20 protein-coding genes and 3 riboswitches are annotated in these 18515 nt (G+C 63.5%); of the genes, 7 read left to right on the top strand and 13 right to left on the bottom strand.

From position 1 onward, the window contains the following. Positions 1-24 precede the first annotated feature (24 nt). Positions 25-118, bottom strand: a riboswitch (SAM riboswitch). A 56-nt stretch (positions 119-174) separates the two neighbouring features. The 3 genes from ACNEOT_RS06430 to ACNEOT_RS06420 form a co-directional block, all read right to left on the bottom strand. Then, the gene (locus tag ACNEOT_RS06430; protein ID WP_415973072.1) at positions 175-483 is read right to left on the bottom strand and encodes a hypothetical protein; all 309 of its coding nucleotides are present in this window, start codon (positions 481-483) and stop codon (positions 175-177) included. A gap of 118 nt (positions 484-601) precedes the next feature. After that, entirely contained in the window at positions 602-1117 is a 516-nt protein-coding gene (locus ACNEOT_RS06425; RefSeq protein ID WP_415973071.1) for a hypothetical protein, read from the bottom strand. An 85-nt stretch (positions 1118-1202) separates the two neighbouring features. After that, complete coding sequence (locus ACNEOT_RS06420; protein ID WP_415973070.1) at positions 1203-1694, bottom strand: hypothetical protein; 492 nt, start codon at positions 1692-1694, stop codon at positions 1203-1205. A 154-nt stretch (positions 1695-1848) separates the two neighbouring features. Continuing rightward, a riboswitch (ZMP/ZTP riboswitch) is annotated at positions 1849-1930 on the top strand. A 25-nt stretch (positions 1931-1955) separates the two neighbouring features. Between ACNEOT_RS06420 and ACNEOT_RS06415 the strand changes: the two genes are divergently transcribed. Beyond that, positions 1956-2459: a GNAT family N-acetyltransferase gene (locus ACNEOT_RS06415; protein ID WP_415973069.1), complete on the top strand. Its 504-nt coding sequence runs from the start codon at positions 1956-1958 to the stop codon at positions 2457-2459. A gap of 10 nt (positions 2460-2469) precedes the next feature. On the opposite strand, the gene ACNEOT_RS06410 is transcribed toward ACNEOT_RS06415, so the two are convergent. Next, entirely contained in the window at positions 2470-3249 is a 780-nt protein-coding gene (locus tag ACNEOT_RS06410; protein WP_415973068.1) for an SDR family oxidoreductase, read from the bottom strand. A 117-nt stretch (positions 3250-3366) separates the two neighbouring features. On the opposite strand from ACNEOT_RS06410, the gene ACNEOT_RS06405 reads away from it, so the two are divergent. After that, on the top strand, positions 3367-5343 hold the full coding sequence (locus ACNEOT_RS06405) for a DUF222 domain-containing protein (RefSeq protein WP_415973067.1): 1977 nt from the start codon (positions 3367-3369) through the stop codon (positions 5341-5343). A 301-nt stretch (positions 5344-5644) separates the two neighbouring features. Here the strand turns inward: ACNEOT_RS06405 and ACNEOT_RS06400 are convergent, their stop codons facing one another. Genes ACNEOT_RS06400 through ACNEOT_RS06380 form a run of 5 tightly spaced genes read right to left on the bottom strand, consistent with a single transcriptional unit; the run spans position 5645 to position 9897 of the window. Beyond that, a complete protein-coding gene (locus ACNEOT_RS06400; protein ID WP_415973066.1) occupies positions 5645-6151 on the bottom strand; it encodes a GNAT family N-acetyltransferase in 507 nt (168 codons plus the stop codon). Between the two features lie 17 nt (positions 6152-6168). Further along, positions 6169-7209: an FAD-dependent oxidoreductase gene (locus ACNEOT_RS06395; RefSeq protein ID WP_415973065.1), complete on the bottom strand. Its 1041-nt coding sequence runs from the start codon at positions 7207-7209 to the stop codon at positions 6169-6171. 7 nt (positions 7210-7216) lie between these two features. Next, complete coding sequence (locus ACNEOT_RS06390) at positions 7217-8200, bottom strand: ABC transporter substrate-binding protein (protein WP_415973064.1); 984 nt, start codon at positions 8198-8200, stop codon at positions 7217-7219. Positions 8201-8242: 42 nt separating this feature from the next. Continuing rightward, positions 8243-9040, bottom strand: a complete 798-nt coding sequence (locus ACNEOT_RS06385) for an amino acid ABC transporter ATP-binding protein (RefSeq protein WP_415973063.1) — start codon at positions 9038-9040, stop codon at positions 8243-8245. Next, the gene (locus tag ACNEOT_RS06380; protein ID WP_415973678.1) at positions 9037-9897 is read right to left on the bottom strand and encodes an amino acid ABC transporter permease; all 861 of its coding nucleotides are present in this window, start codon (positions 9895-9897) and stop codon (positions 9037-9039) included. Before ACNEOT_RS06380 ends, ACNEOT_RS06385 begins: the two co-directional genes overlap by 4 nt. Before the next feature lie 221 nt (positions 9898-10118). Beyond that, positions 10119-10216, bottom strand: a riboswitch (SAM riboswitch). Between the two features lie 200 nt (positions 10217-10416). Between ACNEOT_RS06380 and ACNEOT_RS06375 the strand changes: the two genes are divergently transcribed. The 4 genes from ACNEOT_RS06375 to ACNEOT_RS06360 all read left to right on the top strand — a co-directional run bounded on the left by ACNEOT_RS06375 (position 10417) and on the right by ACNEOT_RS06360 (position 13717). Further along, on the top strand, positions 10417-10737 hold the full coding sequence (locus tag ACNEOT_RS06375; RefSeq protein WP_415973062.1) for a WhiB family transcriptional regulator: 321 nt from the start codon (positions 10417-10419) through the stop codon (positions 10735-10737). Between the two features lie 28 nt (positions 10738-10765). Next, on the top strand, positions 10766-11581 hold the full coding sequence (locus ACNEOT_RS06370) for an HAD-IIA family hydrolase (protein ID WP_415973060.1): 816 nt from the start codon (positions 10766-10768) through the stop codon (positions 11579-11581). Beyond that, complete coding sequence (locus ACNEOT_RS06365) at positions 11581-12663, top strand: isochorismate synthase (RefSeq protein ID WP_415973058.1); 1083 nt, start codon at positions 11581-11583, stop codon at positions 12661-12663. The genes ACNEOT_RS06370 and ACNEOT_RS06365 overlap by 1 nt, the downstream gene beginning before the upstream one ends. A 112-nt stretch (positions 12664-12775) precedes the next feature. Further along, on the top strand, positions 12776-13717 hold the full coding sequence (locus ACNEOT_RS06360) for a TauD/TfdA dioxygenase family protein (RefSeq protein WP_415973056.1): 942 nt from the start codon (positions 12776-12778) through the stop codon (positions 13715-13717). 6 nt (positions 13718-13723) lie between these two features. Here ACNEOT_RS06360 and ACNEOT_RS06355 read toward each other — a convergent pair whose 3' ends face one another. From ACNEOT_RS06355 to ACNEOT_RS06340, 4 genes are read right to left on the bottom strand one after another with little or no spacing between them, the layout of a single operon-like run. Next, positions 13724-14947, bottom strand: coding sequence for an O-succinylhomoserine sulfhydrylase (locus tag ACNEOT_RS06355; RefSeq protein WP_415973054.1), 1224 nt, complete (start codon positions 14945-14947; stop codon positions 13724-13726). Next, positions 14944-15357, bottom strand: a complete 414-nt coding sequence (locus tag ACNEOT_RS06350; protein WP_415973052.1) for a rhodanese-like domain-containing protein — start codon at positions 15355-15357, stop codon at positions 14944-14946. The genes ACNEOT_RS06355 and ACNEOT_RS06350 overlap by 4 nt, the downstream gene beginning before the upstream one ends. Positions 15358-15390: 33 nt before the next feature. Continuing rightward, a complete protein-coding gene (locus ACNEOT_RS06345; protein WP_415973050.1) occupies positions 15391-15918 on the bottom strand; it encodes a hypothetical protein in 528 nt (175 codons plus the stop codon). A 34-nt stretch (positions 15919-15952) separates the two neighbouring features. Continuing rightward, positions 15953-16813 (bottom strand): TauD/TfdA dioxygenase family protein, encoded by an 861-nt coding sequence (locus ACNEOT_RS06340; protein WP_415973048.1) that lies wholly within the window; start codon positions 16811-16813, stop codon positions 15953-15955. A 295-nt stretch (positions 16814-17108) separates the two neighbouring features. Here ACNEOT_RS06340 and ACNEOT_RS06335 point away from each other — a divergent pair, with 295 nt between their 5' ends. Beyond that, the gene (locus ACNEOT_RS06335) at positions 17109-18494 is read left to right on the top strand and encodes an FAD-dependent oxidoreductase (RefSeq protein ID WP_415973046.1); all 1386 of its coding nucleotides are present in this window, start codon (positions 17109-17111) and stop codon (positions 18492-18494) included. Positions 18495-18515: the final 21 nt, after the last annotated feature.

Genomic DNA, 18515 nt, shown 5'->3' with positions numbered 1-18515 from the left:
GCAACTCGGGTATTCACGTGCGTTCCTCCATCGTTCCCGGCGGTAGCACCCTCACCCGACGAGCGGGGGGTTGCTGCGACGTCATAGAGCCAGGTCTCTCGGTCGCTCTGGATGGTCCTACGAAAGCGATACTACGAGAGGATGGACGCGGTTGCCAAGTCGGGCTGCCTCGAGTCAGTCACCCATGTAACCGGTATCAGGGTTGATCTGTCCGAGGAAGTCGCGAATCGACTCGCGATGTTCGTCGATCGAGAGCGGCGGGAAAACGGACGGGCAGTTCGCGCGATCCTGAATGCTGGGAAATGCCGCGGTGAGCGTGCTCGAATAGCCGTACCCAGAATTCGGGCCGGACTCCCAGGTGTAGTCGATAGTGTTCGGTTCGCCCGGACGTCTGCGCACCGTGAACAATTCACCGTCGACAGTCAGGACGAAGGGGCCGTCGTTCTCGGCCGGTAAGGGCTCGTCGACATCTTCGTGCGGCATCCCACCATCCCCCTCGATCGATATCGGTTGTGAACAGAGGACACTCGGCGGACGCCCTGGTCGCACCAAAGGTTGAATCGGCAACGCGCTTTTGCAGTAGCCGGTAGCGCGAACACAATCACGCGACAGTGAAGCGCACCGTGTTACCGGCCGGGTCGGGTAACGTCGTGTTGAGCGGGGAATCCGTAGTGATCGTCAAACCAGCTCTGCCGGAACCGATGTCGATCGGAATCTGCTTCGTCCACTCGCCGCTCTCCGGAGGCGCAGCACCGACCACGGCCGAATTCAGGTGAACCATCCACGTGCCTCCGGTCGGCTTGGCACCGCTGTACGGGTCCACCCACGGTGCGTCGAAGTTGTTCATGTTCACGAATACGGTCAGCGGACAATCGCTGCTGAAAAACGTCCGCCAGGTCAACGTGACCACCGCAATACCTGGTCGATTGTGCGGAGTGTAGACGTCGCCACTCACCTCGCCGGCGCACGGCAGGGACAACTCCCGCCCGAGTGAAATGTTGTGCGGAAACGGCGTGAATTCCTGGTGATGGGCCGACGCCACGCCTGGAGCGCCGAGGAGGGCCGCCGCGAGGGCGCAGCCGACAACTGTGGTTCGCACGCTCCAGGATCTGTTCACGAACAGGACATTACGGTAGAACCGTCCATGGAGGCGGGCACTGGTCCTTTGCCGACTCGACCTTCTACTGGTCGCCGACGATTACTCAGGGCGAAACGTAGAAGCTACCGATACTCGGGATGGTGAATACCTGGCCGAGATCGCCGAGTCGGTACTCTCCCCGCACGACGACCTGACCTGCGCCGGTCGCGACAGCAGCGCGGTCCGGACTCGCGTCGGTGATGGTTCCGGACGCGCCTGTGGACAGATTGGTCCAGGTGAAAATGTAGCCGTACCCGTCGGGAGCGGGATGGATGTGGCCGCTACCGTGCTCGACTATCGGGTTGTACACCGCGGCACCGCGCGTGAGGGGCCATGCAACCACGACACCCGGGATCTGGAGGGTGGTCGTGCCGTCGAACCTCACCGGCTCCGCATTCGCGGGTACCGCCGATCCGAATGTCGCCGCGGCAGCTACTACCACCAGTGCAGCTCTACCGACCGTGCGCAGTGTCAATTTCTCATGGCTCACGAAGGCAATACCGCACAACAGGACCGAATCGTTACGCGCGTCGAACAGAACTCGACTTCGGCCCACCGTGTGAGGCGACACTTGCCGCGACAGAACTCGAGAATCGCGATGCTCGAATTGTCGAGCTCTCGAGCGCGGCTGAGTTATGCGCCGCAACACGCCACCAATTCTGTAGTCGATTCAGCTCTCCGTTCCCGAGCACCGCCGGCTTTGTCGTATCCTGTTGCGGGGCAACTGGCGATGAGGTGGAACACCACCGGGAAGCCCGAGTTCAGGAAGCGTCGTCCGCCTGGGTGCTTCACCGCGTAGCCGGTGAGGAGCATGCCCATGTTCGATGTTCGACCCGCCCGAATCGATGACGCCGAGGCCATTCTCGCCTTGCGCCACGCCGCAGAGGACTGGCTTGCCGAGCGCGGAATAGATCAGTGGCCACCGCGCGAGGTGCCGCTGACGACAATTCGAAATCAAGTTGCTGCAGGCGAATTCGTCGTCATGAGACCTTGCCCTGAACTCCCCATCGTGGCAGCGATGAGATTGATCTGGTCCGACGAATCGATCTGGCAGCACGACAACGTCGCAGCCGGATACGTCCACAACCTTGTGATCGATCGCGCGTACGCCGGACGCGGACTCGGCCGCGCGCTACTCGACTGGGCCGACCACGCCGTCCGCGACGCTGGAGCGACACTGCTGCGGTTGGATTGCGCCGAGTCCAACACCGAATTGCGCGCCTATTACTGTCGCTGCGGATTCCGCGAAGTGGGAAGACGCGAGTTTCGCGACAGCCAGTGGTTCAGCGTCACGCTCTTCCAGCGAGACGTGCCCCGATGACGATTGAGCCTCATCGGGCAGCGACGGGACCGCCCGCGATCAAACGTGCGCCGCCGTCGACTCGCAGGATCGAGCCCGTCGCCACCCTCAGGTCAGGATCGAGTGCGAGCGCGACCACGCGTGCGACGTCCTCGGGTTCGGTTACACGACCCAAGATCGACGATCGCGCGAACGCGTCGAGTCGCTCCGGGGTGAGTACCGCAGCGCTCGCTTCGGTTCGGACTGCCCCGGGTGCCACCGTGGTGACCACTACTCCGAATGCTGCGGCGTGGGCGGCAATATGTCCGGCATAAGTGTTGAGCGCCGATTTGGCGGTTCCGTGAGAGACGAGACCCGGACCTACGAAATCGGCTGCTGTGCTTGATATATAGACGATGAACCCCGAGCCGCGAGCACGGAACAGCGGCAGAATCTGCTGGGTCAGGTGATACACAGCGGCAAGTTCGCCGACGATCTTCTTCTCGAAACTCGTCCAGTCGAGGTCCTCGATTCCGACGAACGACGGTTGCGCCGCATTGGCGTTGAACACGACCGCATCGATGGAGCCGTAGTGGTCCACCGTCTCCGCAACGAGACGTTCGACTTGCACCGGGTCAGTGACGTCGGCAGCGATCGCGAGTGCATCACCGCCGGAATCGACGATGTCGGATACGACGCGCGCAGCCGAATCGGCGTCGGATCGGTAGTTGACCACCACGCGATCTCCTCGACGCGCCAGTGTTCTTGCGGTGGCAGCGCCGATTCCGCGTCCCGCTCCGGTGATGACAATCGTCCTGCTCTGTTCCCCCATCAGGCGATTCTGTATTACGGCGGACTTCACTGCGACCCCAGCCATTCTTGGCCTCAATTCTTCAACATGGGAACGTGTGTTCGAAAGTGTGTCGGTGGGTCGCGGTAGATTCTGTTCATGCTTTCGGGGGACAGCGGATCAGGGGTGGACGGCATCGAGACGGTGCCGCCCGCCCCTGAGGTGTCCGATCCGGAGTTGGCGGCGCTGGTGGACCGGGTCGAATCCGCGGTCGCGGAGTTGGCAGGGCGGGCGTCGGTGTCGTGGACGAACGCCGATCGTCGTGCGGTGATCCAAAGAATGGAAACCCTGACGCGGTCCGTGACGGCGTACTCGCACACCTGGCTCAACGAGCTGATCAGCCAGCACGGCCTCGACGTGCACCCGGGATCGGTGCCATCCTCGGTGGCATGGATGCTCCGGATCACCCCACGCGCAGCCGGAGCCCGAGTGCGTCTGGCTGCGGAGTTGGGGGATCGCACCTCCTTCTCCGGCGACGTCCTCCGCGCGCTGCTGCCGCACACCGCTGCAGCGCTGCGGGCAGGGCTGTTCGACGCCAAACACGTGCAGATGATCCGCGAATTCTTCAGACACCTGCCCTCCAGGACTGACCCGCAGACACGCGATCTCGCCGAAGAGCAGTTGGTGGGTCTCGCATCGACCCGACGACCCGATGACTTCGCGCCGTTGGTGGCGCACCTGGACTCGATCCTCAACCCCGACGGCGATCACGACGATGACGACGACGACGAGAACGGAAAGCCGAAGCGTCGGAAACGACGGGATGCGTATTTCTACCTCGGTGAGCAAGGCGCTGACGGGATGTCGGAAGGCAAATTCTGCGTCGACTCCGAACTACGGGCCTACCTCGAAGCACTGTTCTCCAAAGCCGCGAAACCCGGCATGTACAACCCCGCCGACGGTAAACCGGTCACCGACGATGGAGAAGGAGACACGAACGGCGGCGGCAAGACCGGGAGCGGCGGGGCAGCAACCGACGGATCATGGCCCGATCACCCAGCAGCCGAACAGGATTCACCCACGCCAGACGGCGCGTCGGAGGCAGACGGGCCACCACAACCCGATACCGAACCCGATGATGAGTCGCCGGTTGATGAACGGACGGCAGAAGAGTGGCCGGACGATGCGGGCTTGTGGGATGACAGCCTGTGGGATGGCGGCCTGCGGGATAGCGGTGAATGCAGCGGTGACGGCGGATGCGGTGATGGCATCGAATGTGGTTGCGACACAGAACCCGAAGGCGCTACCTCCCACAACAGTGCGGATCGATCGGACGACATCGATGACACTGCCGGGCCCGGTGGCACCGGTGGGTCCGACGCCGACGCCGCATCGGACACCGACGCTCGACCCGATGCGCAGAGCGCCGAGGCACAAGGCGAGGCAGCGGCGGCAGCGCGGAAAGCGGCAGCCCAGCGGGACCTCCGCACCCAGAACGAACGTCAACACGACGCCCTGAAGCTGGCGCTGCGGCAGACACTCGCCTCCGGCACACTCGGCACCCACCGCGGACTACCCGTCACCGCCATCGTCACCATGAGCCTGAAAGATCTCGAAGCCGGCTGCGGATACGCCATGACCGCCACCGGATCACGCGTGTCGATCCGCGACGCCATCAGAATGGCCTCCCACGCCCACCACTACCTGACCATCTTCGACGACCACGGCCGTGCCCTCTACCTCGGCCGATCCAAACGCATCGCCTCAGCCGATCAACGCATCGTCCTCATCGCCCGCGATCGAGGTTGCTCGTTTCCGTCGTGCACCCGACCGGCAACGTGGTCCCAAGCCCACCACATGACGGAGTGGATCGACGGCGGCTACACCGACATCGACTCCCTCACCTTCGGCTGCGACATGCACCACGCACTCGTCGGCACCGGCCCCGGCAAATGGGCCACCACCAAAGCCGGAGCACACCACCAGTATCCGGGCCGCACCCTCTGGCACCCACCACCCGAAATGGACCCGCGCAGGCGCGGCCTCATCAACCACGCACACCATCCAGAAGAGGTTCTCTACCCGCCCGACCACCACGGCGATGCCGGGGACGAGGAACCACGACAACCCGCATAACGACCCACACAAGCGTCAGGGCACAGCTCTGCCTGAAATATCCGCACTCACGGTTCTGCAAGCAGCGTGTCGTAGGCCATGGGACCGCGTCCGCGCCGCGCTGTCCGAGGAAGCCAGTCCGCGCGAGCCAAAGATATTCTGCGGGCTGGCGTTCAGGGTGCGAGACAAGACGGAGGCGTGCGTCGACACCGGAAGCCGAGTACGTCCAGTTGGACGGAGCTGAACACGCCATGATGGGCAAAAGCAGGTCGATGGGCGAGGGGTGGCTCACCGTCGCTGATCTGGCTTCGACGAGTGAGACTCACTCGAGGCTCTTCTCGAAAGGATGTGAACCGACGGTCTTCGACGGCAGAGTTCGGTCGTAGAGCGGGGTGTAGCCGGCAGCCAGGTACAGCGCAACGGCCTCGGGCTGGTTCCATCCCGTGGTCAGATAGATCCGACGGTATCCCCGATCGCGAGCGCTACGCTCCAACTCGGCCACCACCCGTCGCCCGAACCCTCTGCCGCGCTGAGACTTCGACGTCCAGATCCGCTTGAGCTCGGCGGTGTCGGCATCGTACTGCCGGTATGCGCCGCCGGCGACCGGGACACCGTCGGACAGAGCCACCAGGAGGAGACCGCGGGGCGGCGCGAATTCGTCGCTGGGATAGGACCTCAAGTCCTGGTACTGCTCTCCGGGACTGCGCCCGTATCGCGAGGCGTACTCCAGCGCGAGTTCCTGCAGCAGTGGCGTGGCAAGCGGATCGTCCTGACCGATGTCGACGAACTGCAGGCGCGGAGCAACACGGGTATCGAACGCGGCGCTCATGGTCTCTCCTGTCCTCGTCATCCGTCGACGAGATGTGCGACCAGTTCCCCGACCGCGGGTGCGAATTTGAATGCATGACCCGAGAACCCTGCCGCCACAACGGTGTTACCACTGCGTTCGATGGCGAAGTTGGAATCGGGCGTGCTGGTGTACAGACACGTGAGAGGTTCGGCCGCGTCGGCATCGACTCCTGGAAGCCACTCCCGCGCGTAGTCGACCAGTCGTTGGACCCCGTCAGGACGCGGCACGAAGTCGCGGGAATCCGGATGGACAACCGGCCCGGTGCCATGCTCGCCGATCTTCACCCCGTCGATCGACGACAATCCATAGATTCCCACGGTCTTCAGCACAGCGCCGGGGTGATGAACGAAACTGGGCCACTTTACTTCCGATGCCAGGGGGACAAAGTGCGCCGGCTGCTCCTGAGTGGTGACCAAGGGCGGTAGCGTCAGATGTGGTGCGATCGCGGACGTCCATGCGCCAGCCGCCACGACAACCACGTCCGCCGAATAGGTTCGGCTGTCGGTGACGACGTCGGTGACGACGTCGGTACCGACGATCTCCCGCACCGGCGTCTCGTACTCGACGGTCGCACCGTGCAGCCGCGCTGCTGCAACCGAAGCCGCAACGCTGCGATCGGCATGAAGCCGCCCGGCCGCGGGGTGGTAGAGCACGGTTGTGTCGAATCGGATTCCGCTCCAACGCATGTGCGCTGCAGCAGGTTCGAGGACCTCGAACTCGAGGCCCGCCCTAGCCAACGCGTCGATCCGAGGGTTCACCGTCACCGGGTCCCCGTGGTCGACAGCGCCGGTCAGTTCCAACAGTGCTGTGTCGGTCATGCTTTCGAGCTCTTGCCACAGAGGAAGTGCTCGCGCGGCCAGCGAAACGAAGTAATCGTCGGCGTAGCCGTGCCGATATATTCGCGAACTCCCGTGGGATGCGCCGTTCTTGTGCCCCGGCCCGAATTGCTCGAGCAAGGTCACCTCGTGGCCGCGCTGCGCGATCTGCCAGGCCGACGAAGCCCCAACGATGCCGCCGCCGACAACTACCACTTTCACTGCGTTCCTATGCCGCAGGCTTGCGCGGAAGCCCCGGTGGGTTGATGACGGACTCGGGTACGGCCTCGGACTGCAGGCCCCATTTCTCGAGGACCTTTGCGTAATCGCCCGTCTCGATGACGTGGTTCAGTGCTTCGTTGATCGGCCCGATGAGTCCGTTGTCCTTCTTGGTGAGCACACCGATCTCGCCCTGCAATGCGTCGCCTGCGCCGGAGAATGTGCCGATCACGTCGCTCTCGCCGGTGCTCGACGAGTGGTAGACAGCCGATGGGTTGGGCCCGAGGTAGGCGTCGATGCGGCCGGAGCCCAGTGCCAAGTAGTAGTCCGAGGTGTTCTGGTAGTAGGCGATTTCGGCCGGTGCCAAGCCCTCGGCGACGTTCTGCTCGTTCCAATCAACGAGCAGTTGCTCCTGGTTGGTTCCCGAACCCACGCCGATCTTCTTGCCTGCCACGTCCTTGCGTCCGTCGACCTTCCATCCGGAGTCTTTCTTGGCCTCGAATGCCAGGTTGTCCAGTCGATAGGTGGCGAAGTCGTACTTGTCCTTGCGCTCCTCGGTGACCGTCACGTTGGAGATGAACACGTCGCTCTCACCGGAGTCGATCTTGACGAAATTCTGCGACCAATCCGCATTCTGGCGTTCGTACTTCAAACCGAGGGTGTCGGCGACGAGCCATCCGAGGTCGATTTCGGAGCCGATGGGAGTCGTGTCGTCGGTGGCGTAGAAGCCGAGCGGCGGCGTTGCTCCGGACGAGCCGGTTCCGACCAGCACTCCCCGATCACGCACTGCCTGAGGGAGTTTCGCGGCGATCTCGTCGACCTTGTCCACGTGGATGCGGCCTGCTTGCTCGGGAGAGAGGTCGTAGGTGGTGCCGTCCGAGGCGGTGATGGTCTCCTGCGCTGCAGGCTCGCTGCAGGCGGTGACACCGAGTGCAAGTGCGAGGAGCGCCGAGGCGACCACAGTGAGACGTCGGGTGGATCTGATTGCGGACATGGGTCTTCCTCGAATTGTCGGAGATGAAGGTGTGTATGCGATCTAGAGGACGTGCGCGAGAAACGCTCTGGTGCGCGCCTCGGTGGGACTGTCCAGCAGCGCCGCAGGTGGTCCCTGTTCGACGATCAGGCCGTCGTCCATGAACACCACCGTGTCGGCGATCTCGCGAGCGAAGCCGACCTCGTGCGTGACGATCACGAGCGTGGCTCCGTCTCGGGCGAGTCCTCGAATGACCTCGAGGACCTCTCCGACCAGCTCTGGATCGAGCGCGGAAGTGGGCTCGTCGAACAGAATTACTTTGGGACGCAATGCCAGTGCGCGCGCAATGGCTACACGTTGCTGTTGCCCGCCGGAAAGACGTCGGGGGTAATCGTGTGCTTTCGCTCCGACGCCGACGCGCTCGAGCAACGCCAGAGCCTCGGGTTCGACGTCCGAGCGCTTGCGCTTCTGCGCGGAAATCGGCGCCTCGATGACGTTTTCCAGCACCGTCAGATGCGGAAAGAGGTTGAAGTTCTGGAACACGAACCCGATCTGCGAACGCTGACGCAGGATCTCGCGGTTGCTCAGCTCGTGCAGCTTGGCACCCTTGCGCTTGTAGCCCACCAGCTCGCCATCGACCCGAACGGTGCCCTGGTCCACCTTCTCCAGGTGGTTGAGGGCGCGCAACAAAGTCGACTTGCCGGATCCGGACGGACCGATGATGACGGTGACCTCGCCGGGGCGGACGGTCAGGTCCACTCCTTTGAGGACTTCGAGGGGACCGTAGGACTTGTGCACGCCGCGTACCTCGACGGCGTACTGGGTCTCGGACGTGGGAGTGGTGGCGTCGAGGGTGGTCATCGTGTCGCTCCTCGCGGGGCGAGGGTGATCTCGGCCAGTTTCTGACGCAACTTCTGGATAGGGGTGAGCTCGATGTTGCGGACAGCGCCCTTGGCGTAGTGCCGCTCGACGTAGTACTGCAAGACGGAGAGAATCGAGGTGAGGATGATGTACCAGACCGTGGCGACCATCAGGAGCGGCACCACTCGTCCGCTACGCCCGTACACCACCTGCACCTGGTAGAACAGTTCGGCGATGGCCACGACAGAGACTATCGATGTGCCCTTGAACAAGCTGATCACCTCATTGGCGGCGTTCGGCAGAATTCCCCGCATCGCTTGGGGCAGAACGATTTTGAAGAATTCACGACGCTTCGGAATTCCAAGGGCCGCAGACGCTTCCAGCTGTCCCTGGTCCACCGAGATGATCCCACCCCGGACGATCTCCGCCGAGTAGGCTGCCTGGTGCAGAGCAAGTCCGATGATTGCGGCTGTGGAGCCGCTGATGACGTTGTTGACACTGAACTCGAAGAAGCTGGCTCCGAACGGGATTCCCAGCGACAGCGTCTGATACAGATAGGCGATGTTGAACCAGAACAGCAATTGCACGATCAACGGGATGGAGCGGAACGCCCAGATGTAGAACCAGGAGATCACCTGCAGCACTGGGTTGTTGGACAGGCGGGCCACCGCGAGTGCGATTCCCAGCGCAAACCCGATCAGGGTGCCCCAGAACGTGAGCTGGATCGTCAGCCACAGCGCGGACAGGATGGACGGTGCCGCGAAGTAGTCGGCGAACGTGCCCCAATCCCAGCCCGGGTTGGTGGCGAAACCATGCAGGAACTGCGCGGCCACAACGAGAGTGGCGATGCTGATCACCCAACGCCAGGGATGCCACTTCCGTGCGACGACGAGTTGCTCGTCGGGGATGTCGACGAGTTCGTCGACCGCAGGTATGTCGGGTCGGGCCTGAAGTTGAGTCACCGGAGCCGCCGGGACGGATGGGCAGCGATCATCGCTGTGGTGCCTTTCGAAAGAGTGGACTGTGAGTACGCGAATCGGTCAGACGGGCGTACTGATACAGAAGTTCATCTCTGGTGCCTCCATCGGCCCTGGCGGTAGCACCCACACCTTCGATGAAGAAGGGGGTTGCTGCGACGTCATCGAGCCAAGGTCTCTCGGTCGCTCTGGATGGTGTCAGAAATGTATAGACGTGGACATTGAAAAGTCAAGTGCACGTTGGCCTTCGAGTTTCTATCACGTCGAGCGAAATGGTTGCGCGCTGTAAATTGCTGTGACGCATCGCCTCCGAATCACGATGATCCGAATCATTGCCGAATCGGTCGCGTCTCGCGATCATCGAACGAGTCCACAACCGATCGAGGGAACGGGGCAGCGATGTCGAGGAACAGCGCGATTGCCATGATCGAGCGCGGGATTTCGCCTGCCATCGAGTCATGGGACTGGCAGACCGACGCGGTGTGCCGCGGGCAGGACTCGGAAATCTTCTTTTCCCCGACCGGCGAGGGACGCTCCGCCCGTCGTGAACGTGAGGAGCGCGCCAAGCAGGTGTGCGCCGGCTGCGGTGTCGTCGACGCGTGCCGACGTTTCGCGCTGGCAGCCAACGAACCGTTCGGAGTGTGGGGCGGCACCACCGCTCGCGAGCGGCAGGTACTGCGAACCGACTCCCGACGCGCCGAGGAGCGCCGGGCGAGTTAGCTCCAGTCCACGAGTCGACGGTCGGCAGATGGTTCACAATGGTGAGGTGAGCGAAACCGAGAAGCCTCAGCAGTGGACGTACCTGATGGACATGGACGGCGTTCTGGTCCACGAGGATCATCTGATACCCGGTGCCGACACGTTTCTCGCTGAGCTGCAGGCCAACGAGATTCCGTTCATCGTGTTGACCAACAATTCGATTCGTACCCCACGTGACCTGCGGGCACGCCTGGCGTTCACCGGTCTGGACATTCCGGAGAAGTCGATCTGGACCTCGGCCCTGGCCACCGCGACGTTCCTGGGCAATCAGCGGCCCGGTGGCAGTGCGTATGTCGTCGGCGAGTCGGGTCTGACCACCGCACTGCACGACATCGGCTACACCCTTACCGACTCCAGCCCCGACTATGTGGTGCTCGGCGAAACCCGGACGTACTCGTTCGAGGCCATCACCACTGCCATTCGCCTGGTCGAGAAGGGTTCGCGCTTCATCGCCACCAACCCCGACGCGACCGGTCCGTCGCGTGAGGGCTCGCTGCCGGCCACGGGTTCGGTTGCTGCCCTGATCACCAAGGCCACCGGCAAGGAGCCGTACTACGTGGGCAAGCCCAACGCGTTGATGATGCGTTCGGCGCTGCGTGCGATCGGCGGGCACTCGGAGAACACACTCATGATCGGCGACCGAATGGACACCGATGTGCTGTCCGGCCTCGAAGCCGGGTTGCAGACCATCCTCGTTCTCACCGGCATTTCGACGATCCAATCCGTCGAGCAGTATCCGTACCGGCCGACGAAGGTCCTCGATTCCGTCGCGGACCTGGTGGGCCGCACACAGAACCCGTTCTGATGAAGCTCGAATTCGTACTCTCCCGGCAGGATCACCACGTAGTCGGGCTGGGAGTGCAGCAGACCTTCACCGATATCGCCGACGCGGTGGCCGCGGTGCGGGAGGGCCGAAACGTCGTCGGCGCACTGCCTTTCGATATATCCGACGCCACCGCCCTTATCGAACCGCAGGAGTTCTATCGCCTCGATGGGCCGTGGGCAACCGTGGACGCTCTACCGTCGCTACCGTCGATCACCGTCACCCGGCAGGTTCCCGATCCGGACGTGCACGTGCAGCGGGTGCGAGATGTCGTCGCGCAGTTGAAAGCCGGTGTGGCCGAGAAGATCGTGCTCGCTCGGGCCATCGAGATCTCCGCGGATACACCCATCGAGCCTGCCTCGATGCTGAGCTCGTTGGTCACACGAGATCCGTTGGGCAACGGCTTTCTGGCCGATCTGTCACCCGCGGGCAAGACGGGCAGACATATCGTCGGTGCGAGTCCGGAGCTGCTCATTCGTAAGCGCGGCAACATCGTCAGCTGTCACCCGTTCGCGGGAACTGCTGCGCGTTCGACCGATCCGGTCGAGGAAGCACGCATTTCCGCGGCGTTGGCCGCGAGCGCGAAGGACCAGGCCGAGCATCGATTCGTCGTCGACGAAATTCGCGCTGCACTGATGCCGTTCTGCGAGACGCTCGAGGTGCCCGAGTCACCGCAGTTGAGCTGCACCCCGCAGCTCTGGCATCTCTCGACGCCCATCGTGGGAACACTGGCCGACCCCGCAACCTCCGCGCTCGACCTCGCGTTGGCGCTGCACCCCACCGCCGCGGTCGCCGGAGTCCCTCGCACTGCGGCGATGGACACGATCACGGCAGTCGAGGGATCCCGCGGCTTCTATGCCGGAGCAGTCGGGTGGACCGACGGCAGCGGCGACGGCGAGTGGATGGTGACCATTCGCTGCATCGAGCTTGCCGCCGACGGGCTTTCGGGTACCGCTACGGCCGGCGGCGGCATAGTCGCGGATTCGGATCCCGCCGCCGAACTCGACGAAACCACCGCCAAGTTCCGCACGGTGCTCAGCGTCTTCGAGAATCGACTGCGTTGAGATCACCCTGAATCGAACTGTGTACATCGACGATCGACAATGGTCAGCTAGTTGAATTCCACACTGCACCGCGGTAATTCGGGCAGTTCTTCAACCAGCGAAAGGTGCTGACATGTCGGTGGACACTCTTGTCGAGAATACGACGGCTCTGCGTGCGATCAAGATCGGCGGCAACCTCGGTGCCCGCATCGAGGGCGTACGACTCGGTGGCGATCTCGATGCGAACACTGTCGAGTTCGTTCGGCGGGCTCTGCTCGAGCACAAGGTCATCTTCTTCAGCGGCCAGCATCACCTCGACGACGAAAGCCAGTACGCGTTTGCCGAACTGCTCGGATCTCCGACGACTCCGCACCCCACGGTCACCTCTCGTGGCACCAGGACGCTATCCATCGACTCCGATTACGGCAAGGCCAACAGCTGGCATTCGGACGTGACCTTCGTCGACCGTATCCCGAAGGCCTCGATCCTGCGTGCAGTCAGCCTTCCGGAATACGGCGGAAACACCACGTGGGCGTCGCAGACCGCGGCCTACGCGCAATTGCCCGATTCGTTGAAGGCGTTGGTGGACAACCTCTGGGCCACCCACTCGAATACCTACGACTACGCGGCGACCGCGGCCGAGACGATTCAGAACTCCAAGACCGTGGCGTACCGTAAGGAATTTCAGTCCACTTACTTCGAGACCGAACACCCGGTGGTGCGAGTACATCCCGAGACCGGTGAGAAGACACTGGTTCTCGGCCACTTCGTCAAGAACTTCATCGGGTTGTCGACCAAGGAGTCGCAGACCCTGTTCGATCTCCTACAGAGTCGAGTGACCAAGCTGGAGAACACCGTTCGCTGGACGTGGAGCCTCGGCGACGTCGCCATCTGGGACAACCGCGCCACCCAGCACTACGCAGTCGCCGATTGGGACGATCAGTACCGCCGCCTCGAACGCATCACTCTGGCGGGCGACGTGCCGGTACACCCCAACGGTCAGAAGAGCCGTGTTGTCTCCGGCGACGCCGCGCACTATTCCCTCATCGACAAGCCGGTACCGGTGACGCTCTGACCCCCGCTACTTCAGCGCCTGGTCCAGATCCCCGATCAGATCCTCCGTGTCCTCGAGACCGATGGAAATACGCACGACGCCGTCGGTGATACCCACTGCCGCACGACCTTCCGGCCCCATCGCGCGATGCGTGGTGGTGGCCGGATGGGTGATCAGCGTCTTCGCATCACCCAGATTGTTGGAGATATCGACGATGCGCAACGCGTCGAGCACTTCGAAGGCACGCTTCTTGCCCTCCCCCTCGGGGGCGTCGAGCTCGAACGTGACGACGGTGCCGCCGCCCGACATCTGCGACGTCGCCAACTCGTACTGCGGATGCGACTGCAGGAAAGGGTATTTCACCCATCGCACACCCGAATGGCTTTCGAGGAACTCGGCGATCTGCAATGCGGAGCTCACCGAATGCCGCACCCGCACCGGCATTGTCTCCAGTCCCTTGAGCAGGGTCCATGCATTGAACGGGCTCAGCGCCGGGCCCGTGTGCCGCATCAGAGTCTGCACCGGACCGTCGATGTACTCCTTCGAGCCGAGGATCGCGCCGCCGAGCACCCGACCCTGGCCGTCGATGTGCTTGGTGCCGGAATACACCACCACGTCGGCACCGAGATCCAGGCTGCGCTGCAGCAGTGGCGTAGCGAACACGTTGTCCAACACCACCGTTGCGCCGGCCGCGTGAGCCATCTCGGACACGCGTCGAACATCGACCAACGACTGCATGGGGTTCGACGGAGTCTCGAAGAACACCGCCGTCGTCGGCACCGACAGCGCCTGCTCCCACTGCTCGAGGTCTTCACCGTCGACGAAGACGGTCTCGACGCCCCACCGCGGCAGAATCTCGTTGCACACCACAAAACAGGAGCCGAAAAGACTACGCGCAGCGACCAATCGGTCACCGGCCTTCAACAGTGCGCCCAATGCGGTGAACACCGCCGACATTCCACTCGACGTACCGAAACACGCCTCGGCACCCTCGATCAGACGCAACCGCTCCTCGAACATCTTGACCGTCGGATTGCCGTAGCGCGAATACACGAAATGATCGATGTCTCCGGTGAACGCCTGCTCGGCCGCACCGGCGCTCTCGTACACGAAACCCGAAGAGAGATAGAGCGCTTCGGCGTTCTCGTCGAAACCCGAACGCATCAGACCGCCGCGCACCCCCAGCGTTCCCTGACCCACGCCCTCCGGCAGGGGCTTCTCGAAACCCCCACCTTTGGGAATGTTCGTCACGACTGCCTCCAGGGCAACCCGACCGCACGCCAGCCCGTGGCTCCGCGGTGGCCGTCGGCATCGGTTGCACCCTCGAAACCGTCGAGCACGTTGTAGGACGGGCCGATGCCCGCTGCCGTCGCGGCCTCGGCCGCACCGATGGAGCGTTGTCCGGAGCGGCACAGGAACACCACCGGTCGATCACCGTCCATGCCAGCGGCTTTCAGCTCGTCGACGAAGTTGGTGTTCCGAGCACCGTCGGGATAGCCGACCCACTCGATCAGGTGCGTCGGGCGATCGATGGCGGAGGTGTCGGGAACCCCGACGTACTGCCACTCGGCGCGGGTCCGGACGTCCACGAGCACGGCCTCGGGGTTGCGTGAAAGCAACTCCCACGCGGCCTGTGGGGTTATGTCACCTGCGTAGGTCACTTGATCAGCCTTCCGTCACTCGCTGTCGATGAACTAGACATTGCACACCAGCCACTTGTCGTCGACGCGGACGAATTTCCACACGTCGTCGGTCTGCGTTCCGGATTTCTCTTCCTTCAGCGGCACCTTCACCACACCTCGGTCGCCGTTGACCTCGTAGTCCGTCGGAACACCGTCGATCGACGTCTTGCCGTTGCGCTCGACCTCATCTGCCCGATCGGTACGGTACTGCGCATCGTCACCCGGAACGAGGCGCTCGACCTGATCGGAGCAGGTGTTCTGGCGCAGCAGATCGGCGTCACCGTTGTTCTGCGCTTCGAGGAATCCGTCGAGGCTGTCGGTGAGCAACTGGGCCTGCGTCACGTTGTTCTCGGCCGGCGCGAACTTCGAGGCAGCGAAGATTCCGACGAGCAGTACGACGACGATGCCCGCCGCAATGATGAACGGCCACGCGTTGGGCGGACGCTGCTCGCCGGAGTCGGCAGCCGCCTGGGACGCGTTGTTGCGCGCTTCCTCGCGACTGTCGACCCACTGCTGCCTACGTTCACTCCACGACGCCATGACGGCAATCTTCCTCGATCGAACGGGCTCGGCGCTATCGGGGTCCGACGGGAATGTCTCCTCGCAACGTGATGCGGTGCATCTTGCGGTGCTCGGTGCCGTAGTCGCGATTGGCGTAGTGCGAGGTGCTGCGGTTGTCCCACAACACCAGATCGCCCAACCGCCAGCGGTGCCGCACGATGTGTTCGGGCTTGGTGAGGTGCGCGTACAGCAAATCCAGAATCCCGCGACTCTCGGCCTCGGACACCCCCACGATGTGGGAGGTGAAACCCGGATTGACGAACAGCCCCTTGCACCCGGTTTCCGGATGGACCCGCACGACGGGATGTTCGACGGGGACCAACGCGGTCACTTCCTTGCCGTCCCACACGTTGCCTTTTCCGCCGCGCTTCTGCGCGAGGTAGTAGCCGAATTCACGGTTGCCGTCGTGAATTGCGGTGAGCCCGTCGATCATTCGGCGGACCGGCGCGGACAGCGATTCGTAGGCGAGTTGACTGTCGGCCCAGTTGGTGTCGCCGCCGTGCGGTGGCAGGACGACGGGTCGCAGGATCGAGCCCATCGGCGGGCGCGCCATGAACGTGACGTCGGTGTGCCAGACGTCGGCGAAACCGTTGTCCTGACTGTCGAGGGCGTAGACCTCGGGGGCGACGTGACCGCTGTCGTGCACCGGGTGGCCTGCGGTGAGATCACCGAGCCTGCGGCCGAATTCGATGTGTTCGGCATCGTCGAGCGATTGCCCGCGCAGCACCAGAACCTTGTGTTCGACGAGGGCTCGACGCACCGCACGGATCTGCGAGTCGGACGCCGAAGCAACATCGAGGCCGATGACCTCTGCTCCGAACGAGGGTCCGAGCTTGTCGAGGGTGAGCGTGGTGGTCTGTTCCAGGGTTGTCATGTGTCCTCGAATCTGTGCACGGCCGAGCGTTGATCTTCGGCAACGCTGCCGTCGAGAGAGGGGTCCCGTCCTGCGCAAGGAGGGGAAGGGCGTCGGGTCTTGTCACCGACAACACATGTTGGTGCAGGTACGACAGAAGTCGACGGTGAACCGTCGGACCAGGTATGTCGTTTGCACAGTGCAATTCCTACCGGAAACCGGGAAATCCGGCAAGTTGCCCACTGCCCCTGCTCAGGTACTGGTTAATTTATGCTGGGGTGTCCGCACTTCCCTCGAAGAAGGTAGCTCGCTGCACATGACCGATCAGACTCGTCCACTCCGCGTCGCCATCGTCGGTGCCGGACCGGCAGGCATCTACGCCGCCGACGCGCTCATGAAGTCCGACCACAATGTCAGCGGACCGGGCGTGAGCATCGACCTCTTCGAGCGGATGCCTGCACCGTTCGGGCTGATTCGCTACGGCGTGGCCCCCGATCACCCACGCATCAAGGGCATCATCACCGCCCTGCACAAGGTGCTCGACAAGCCCCAGGTTCGCCTGCTCGGCAACATCGACTACGGCACCGACATCAACCTCGACGACCTGCGCCGCTTCTACGACGCCGTCATCTTCTCCACCGGCGCCAATGCAGACCGCGCACTCAACATCCCCGGCATCGACCTCGAGGGCAGCTACGGCGCCGCCGACTTCGTCTCCTGGTACGACGGCCACCCCGATGTGCCGCGCACCTGGCCGCTCGACGCCGAGAAGGTCGCCGTCCTCGGCGTCGGTAACGTCGCCCTCGACGTCGCACGCGTCCTGGCCAAGACCGGCGACGAACTGCTCCCCACCGAGATCCCGGCCAACGTCTACGAGGGCCTCAAGGCCAACAAGGCCATCGAGGTGCACGTCTTCGGCCGCCGCGGACCGGCTCAGGCCAAGTTCACCCCGCTCGAGCTGCGCGAACTCGACCACTCACCCAACATCGAGGTGATCGTCTCCCCCGAGGACATCGACTACGACGAGGGTTCCGAGCAGGCCCGCCGCAGCTCCAAGCAGATCGACATGGTTGCCAACACTCTGCAGGACTGGGCCATCCGCGACGTCGGCGCTCGCCCGCACAAGCTGTTCCTGCACTTCTTCGAGTCCCCACACGAGGTACTCGGCGAGAACGGCAAGGTCGTCGGTCTGCGCACCGAACGCACCGAACTCGACGGCACCGGCAACGTCAAGGGCACAGGCAAGTACAACGACTGGGACGTCCAAGCCGTCTACCGCGCCGTCGGCTACCTCAGCCAGAACATCAGCGCGCTCCCGTTCGACGAGCAGGCAGGCACCATCCCCAACGAGGCCGGACGCGTCGTCGAATCCCCGTCCTCGACCACGCCCGTCCCGGCCACCTACGTCACCGGCTGGATCAAGCGCGGACCCGTCGGCCTCATCGGTCACACCAAGGGCGACGCCAACGAGACCGTCGCGAACCTGCTCGAGGATGCGCCGAGCTTCGTCGGTGCAGCCGAGCCGGATCTGGACGCCGTGACCTCGTTCCTCGAAGGCAAGCAGGTCCCCTTCACCACCTGGGACGGCTGGTACCGCCTCGATGCCCACGAGCGTTCCCTCGGTGAGCCCGAGGGCCGCGAGCGCGTGAAGGTCGTCGAGCGCGAGGACATGCTGAAGGCTTCCGAGCCCGACAAGGCCTGAGTGCCTGCGGCAGTGGTGTGG

It is taken from the genome of Rhodococcus sp. 077-4 (genome assembly GCF_047782425.1).
Taxonomy (GTDB): domain Bacteria; phylum Actinomycetota; class Actinomycetes; order Mycobacteriales; family Mycobacteriaceae; genus Rhodococcoides.
Note: the sequence above shows the minus strand (reverse complement) of the source record. Positions and strands in the feature narration are given on the sequence as shown.

Coding starts and splice junctions, on each gene's coding strand:
- ACNEOT_RS06430 (WP_415973072.1), bottom strand. CDS start 483: ATGCCGCACGAAGATGTCGACGAGCCCTTACCGGCCGAGAACGACGGC.
- ACNEOT_RS06415 (WP_415973069.1), top strand. CDS start 1,956: ATGTTCGATGTTCGACCCGCCCGAATCGATGACGCCGAGGCCATTCTC.
- ACNEOT_RS06410 (WP_415973068.1), bottom strand. CDS start 3,249: ATGGGGGAACAGAGCAGGACGATTGTCATCACCGGAGCGGGACGCGGA.
- ACNEOT_RS06405 (WP_415973067.1), top strand. CDS start 3,367: ATGCTTTCGGGGGACAGCGGATCAGGGGTGGACGGCATCGAGACGGTG.
- ACNEOT_RS06400 (WP_415973066.1), bottom strand. CDS start 6,151: ATGAGCGCCGCGTTCGATACCCGTGTTGCTCCGCGCCTGCAGTTCGTC.
- ACNEOT_RS06390 (WP_415973064.1), bottom strand. CDS start 8,200: ATGTCCGCAATCAGATCCACCCGACGTCTCACTGTGGTCGCCTCGGCG.
- ACNEOT_RS06385 (WP_415973063.1), bottom strand. CDS start 9,040: ATGACCACCCTCGACGCCACCACTCCCACGTCCGAGACCCAGTACGCC.
- ACNEOT_RS06375 (WP_415973062.1), top strand. CDS start 10,417: ATGTCGAGGAACAGCGCGATTGCCATGATCGAGCGCGGGATTTCGCCT.
- ACNEOT_RS06370 (WP_415973060.1), top strand. CDS start 10,766: ATGGTTCACAATGGTGAGGTGAGCGAAACCGAGAAGCCTCAGCAGTGG.
- ACNEOT_RS06365 (WP_415973058.1), top strand. CDS start 11,581: ATGAAGCTCGAATTCGTACTCTCCCGGCAGGATCACCACGTAGTCGGG.
- ACNEOT_RS06360 (WP_415973056.1), top strand. CDS start 12,776: ATGTCGGTGGACACTCTTGTCGAGAATACGACGGCTCTGCGTGCGATC.
- ACNEOT_RS06345 (WP_415973050.1), bottom strand. CDS start 15,918: ATGGCGTCGTGGAGTGAACGTAGGCAGCAGTGGGTCGACAGTCGCGAG.
- ACNEOT_RS06340 (WP_415973048.1), bottom strand. CDS start 16,813: ATGACAACCCTGGAACAGACCACCACGCTCACCCTCGACAAGCTCGGA.
- ACNEOT_RS06335 (WP_415973046.1), top strand. CDS start 17,109: ATGACCGATCAGACTCGTCCACTCCGCGTCGCCATCGTCGGTGCCGGA.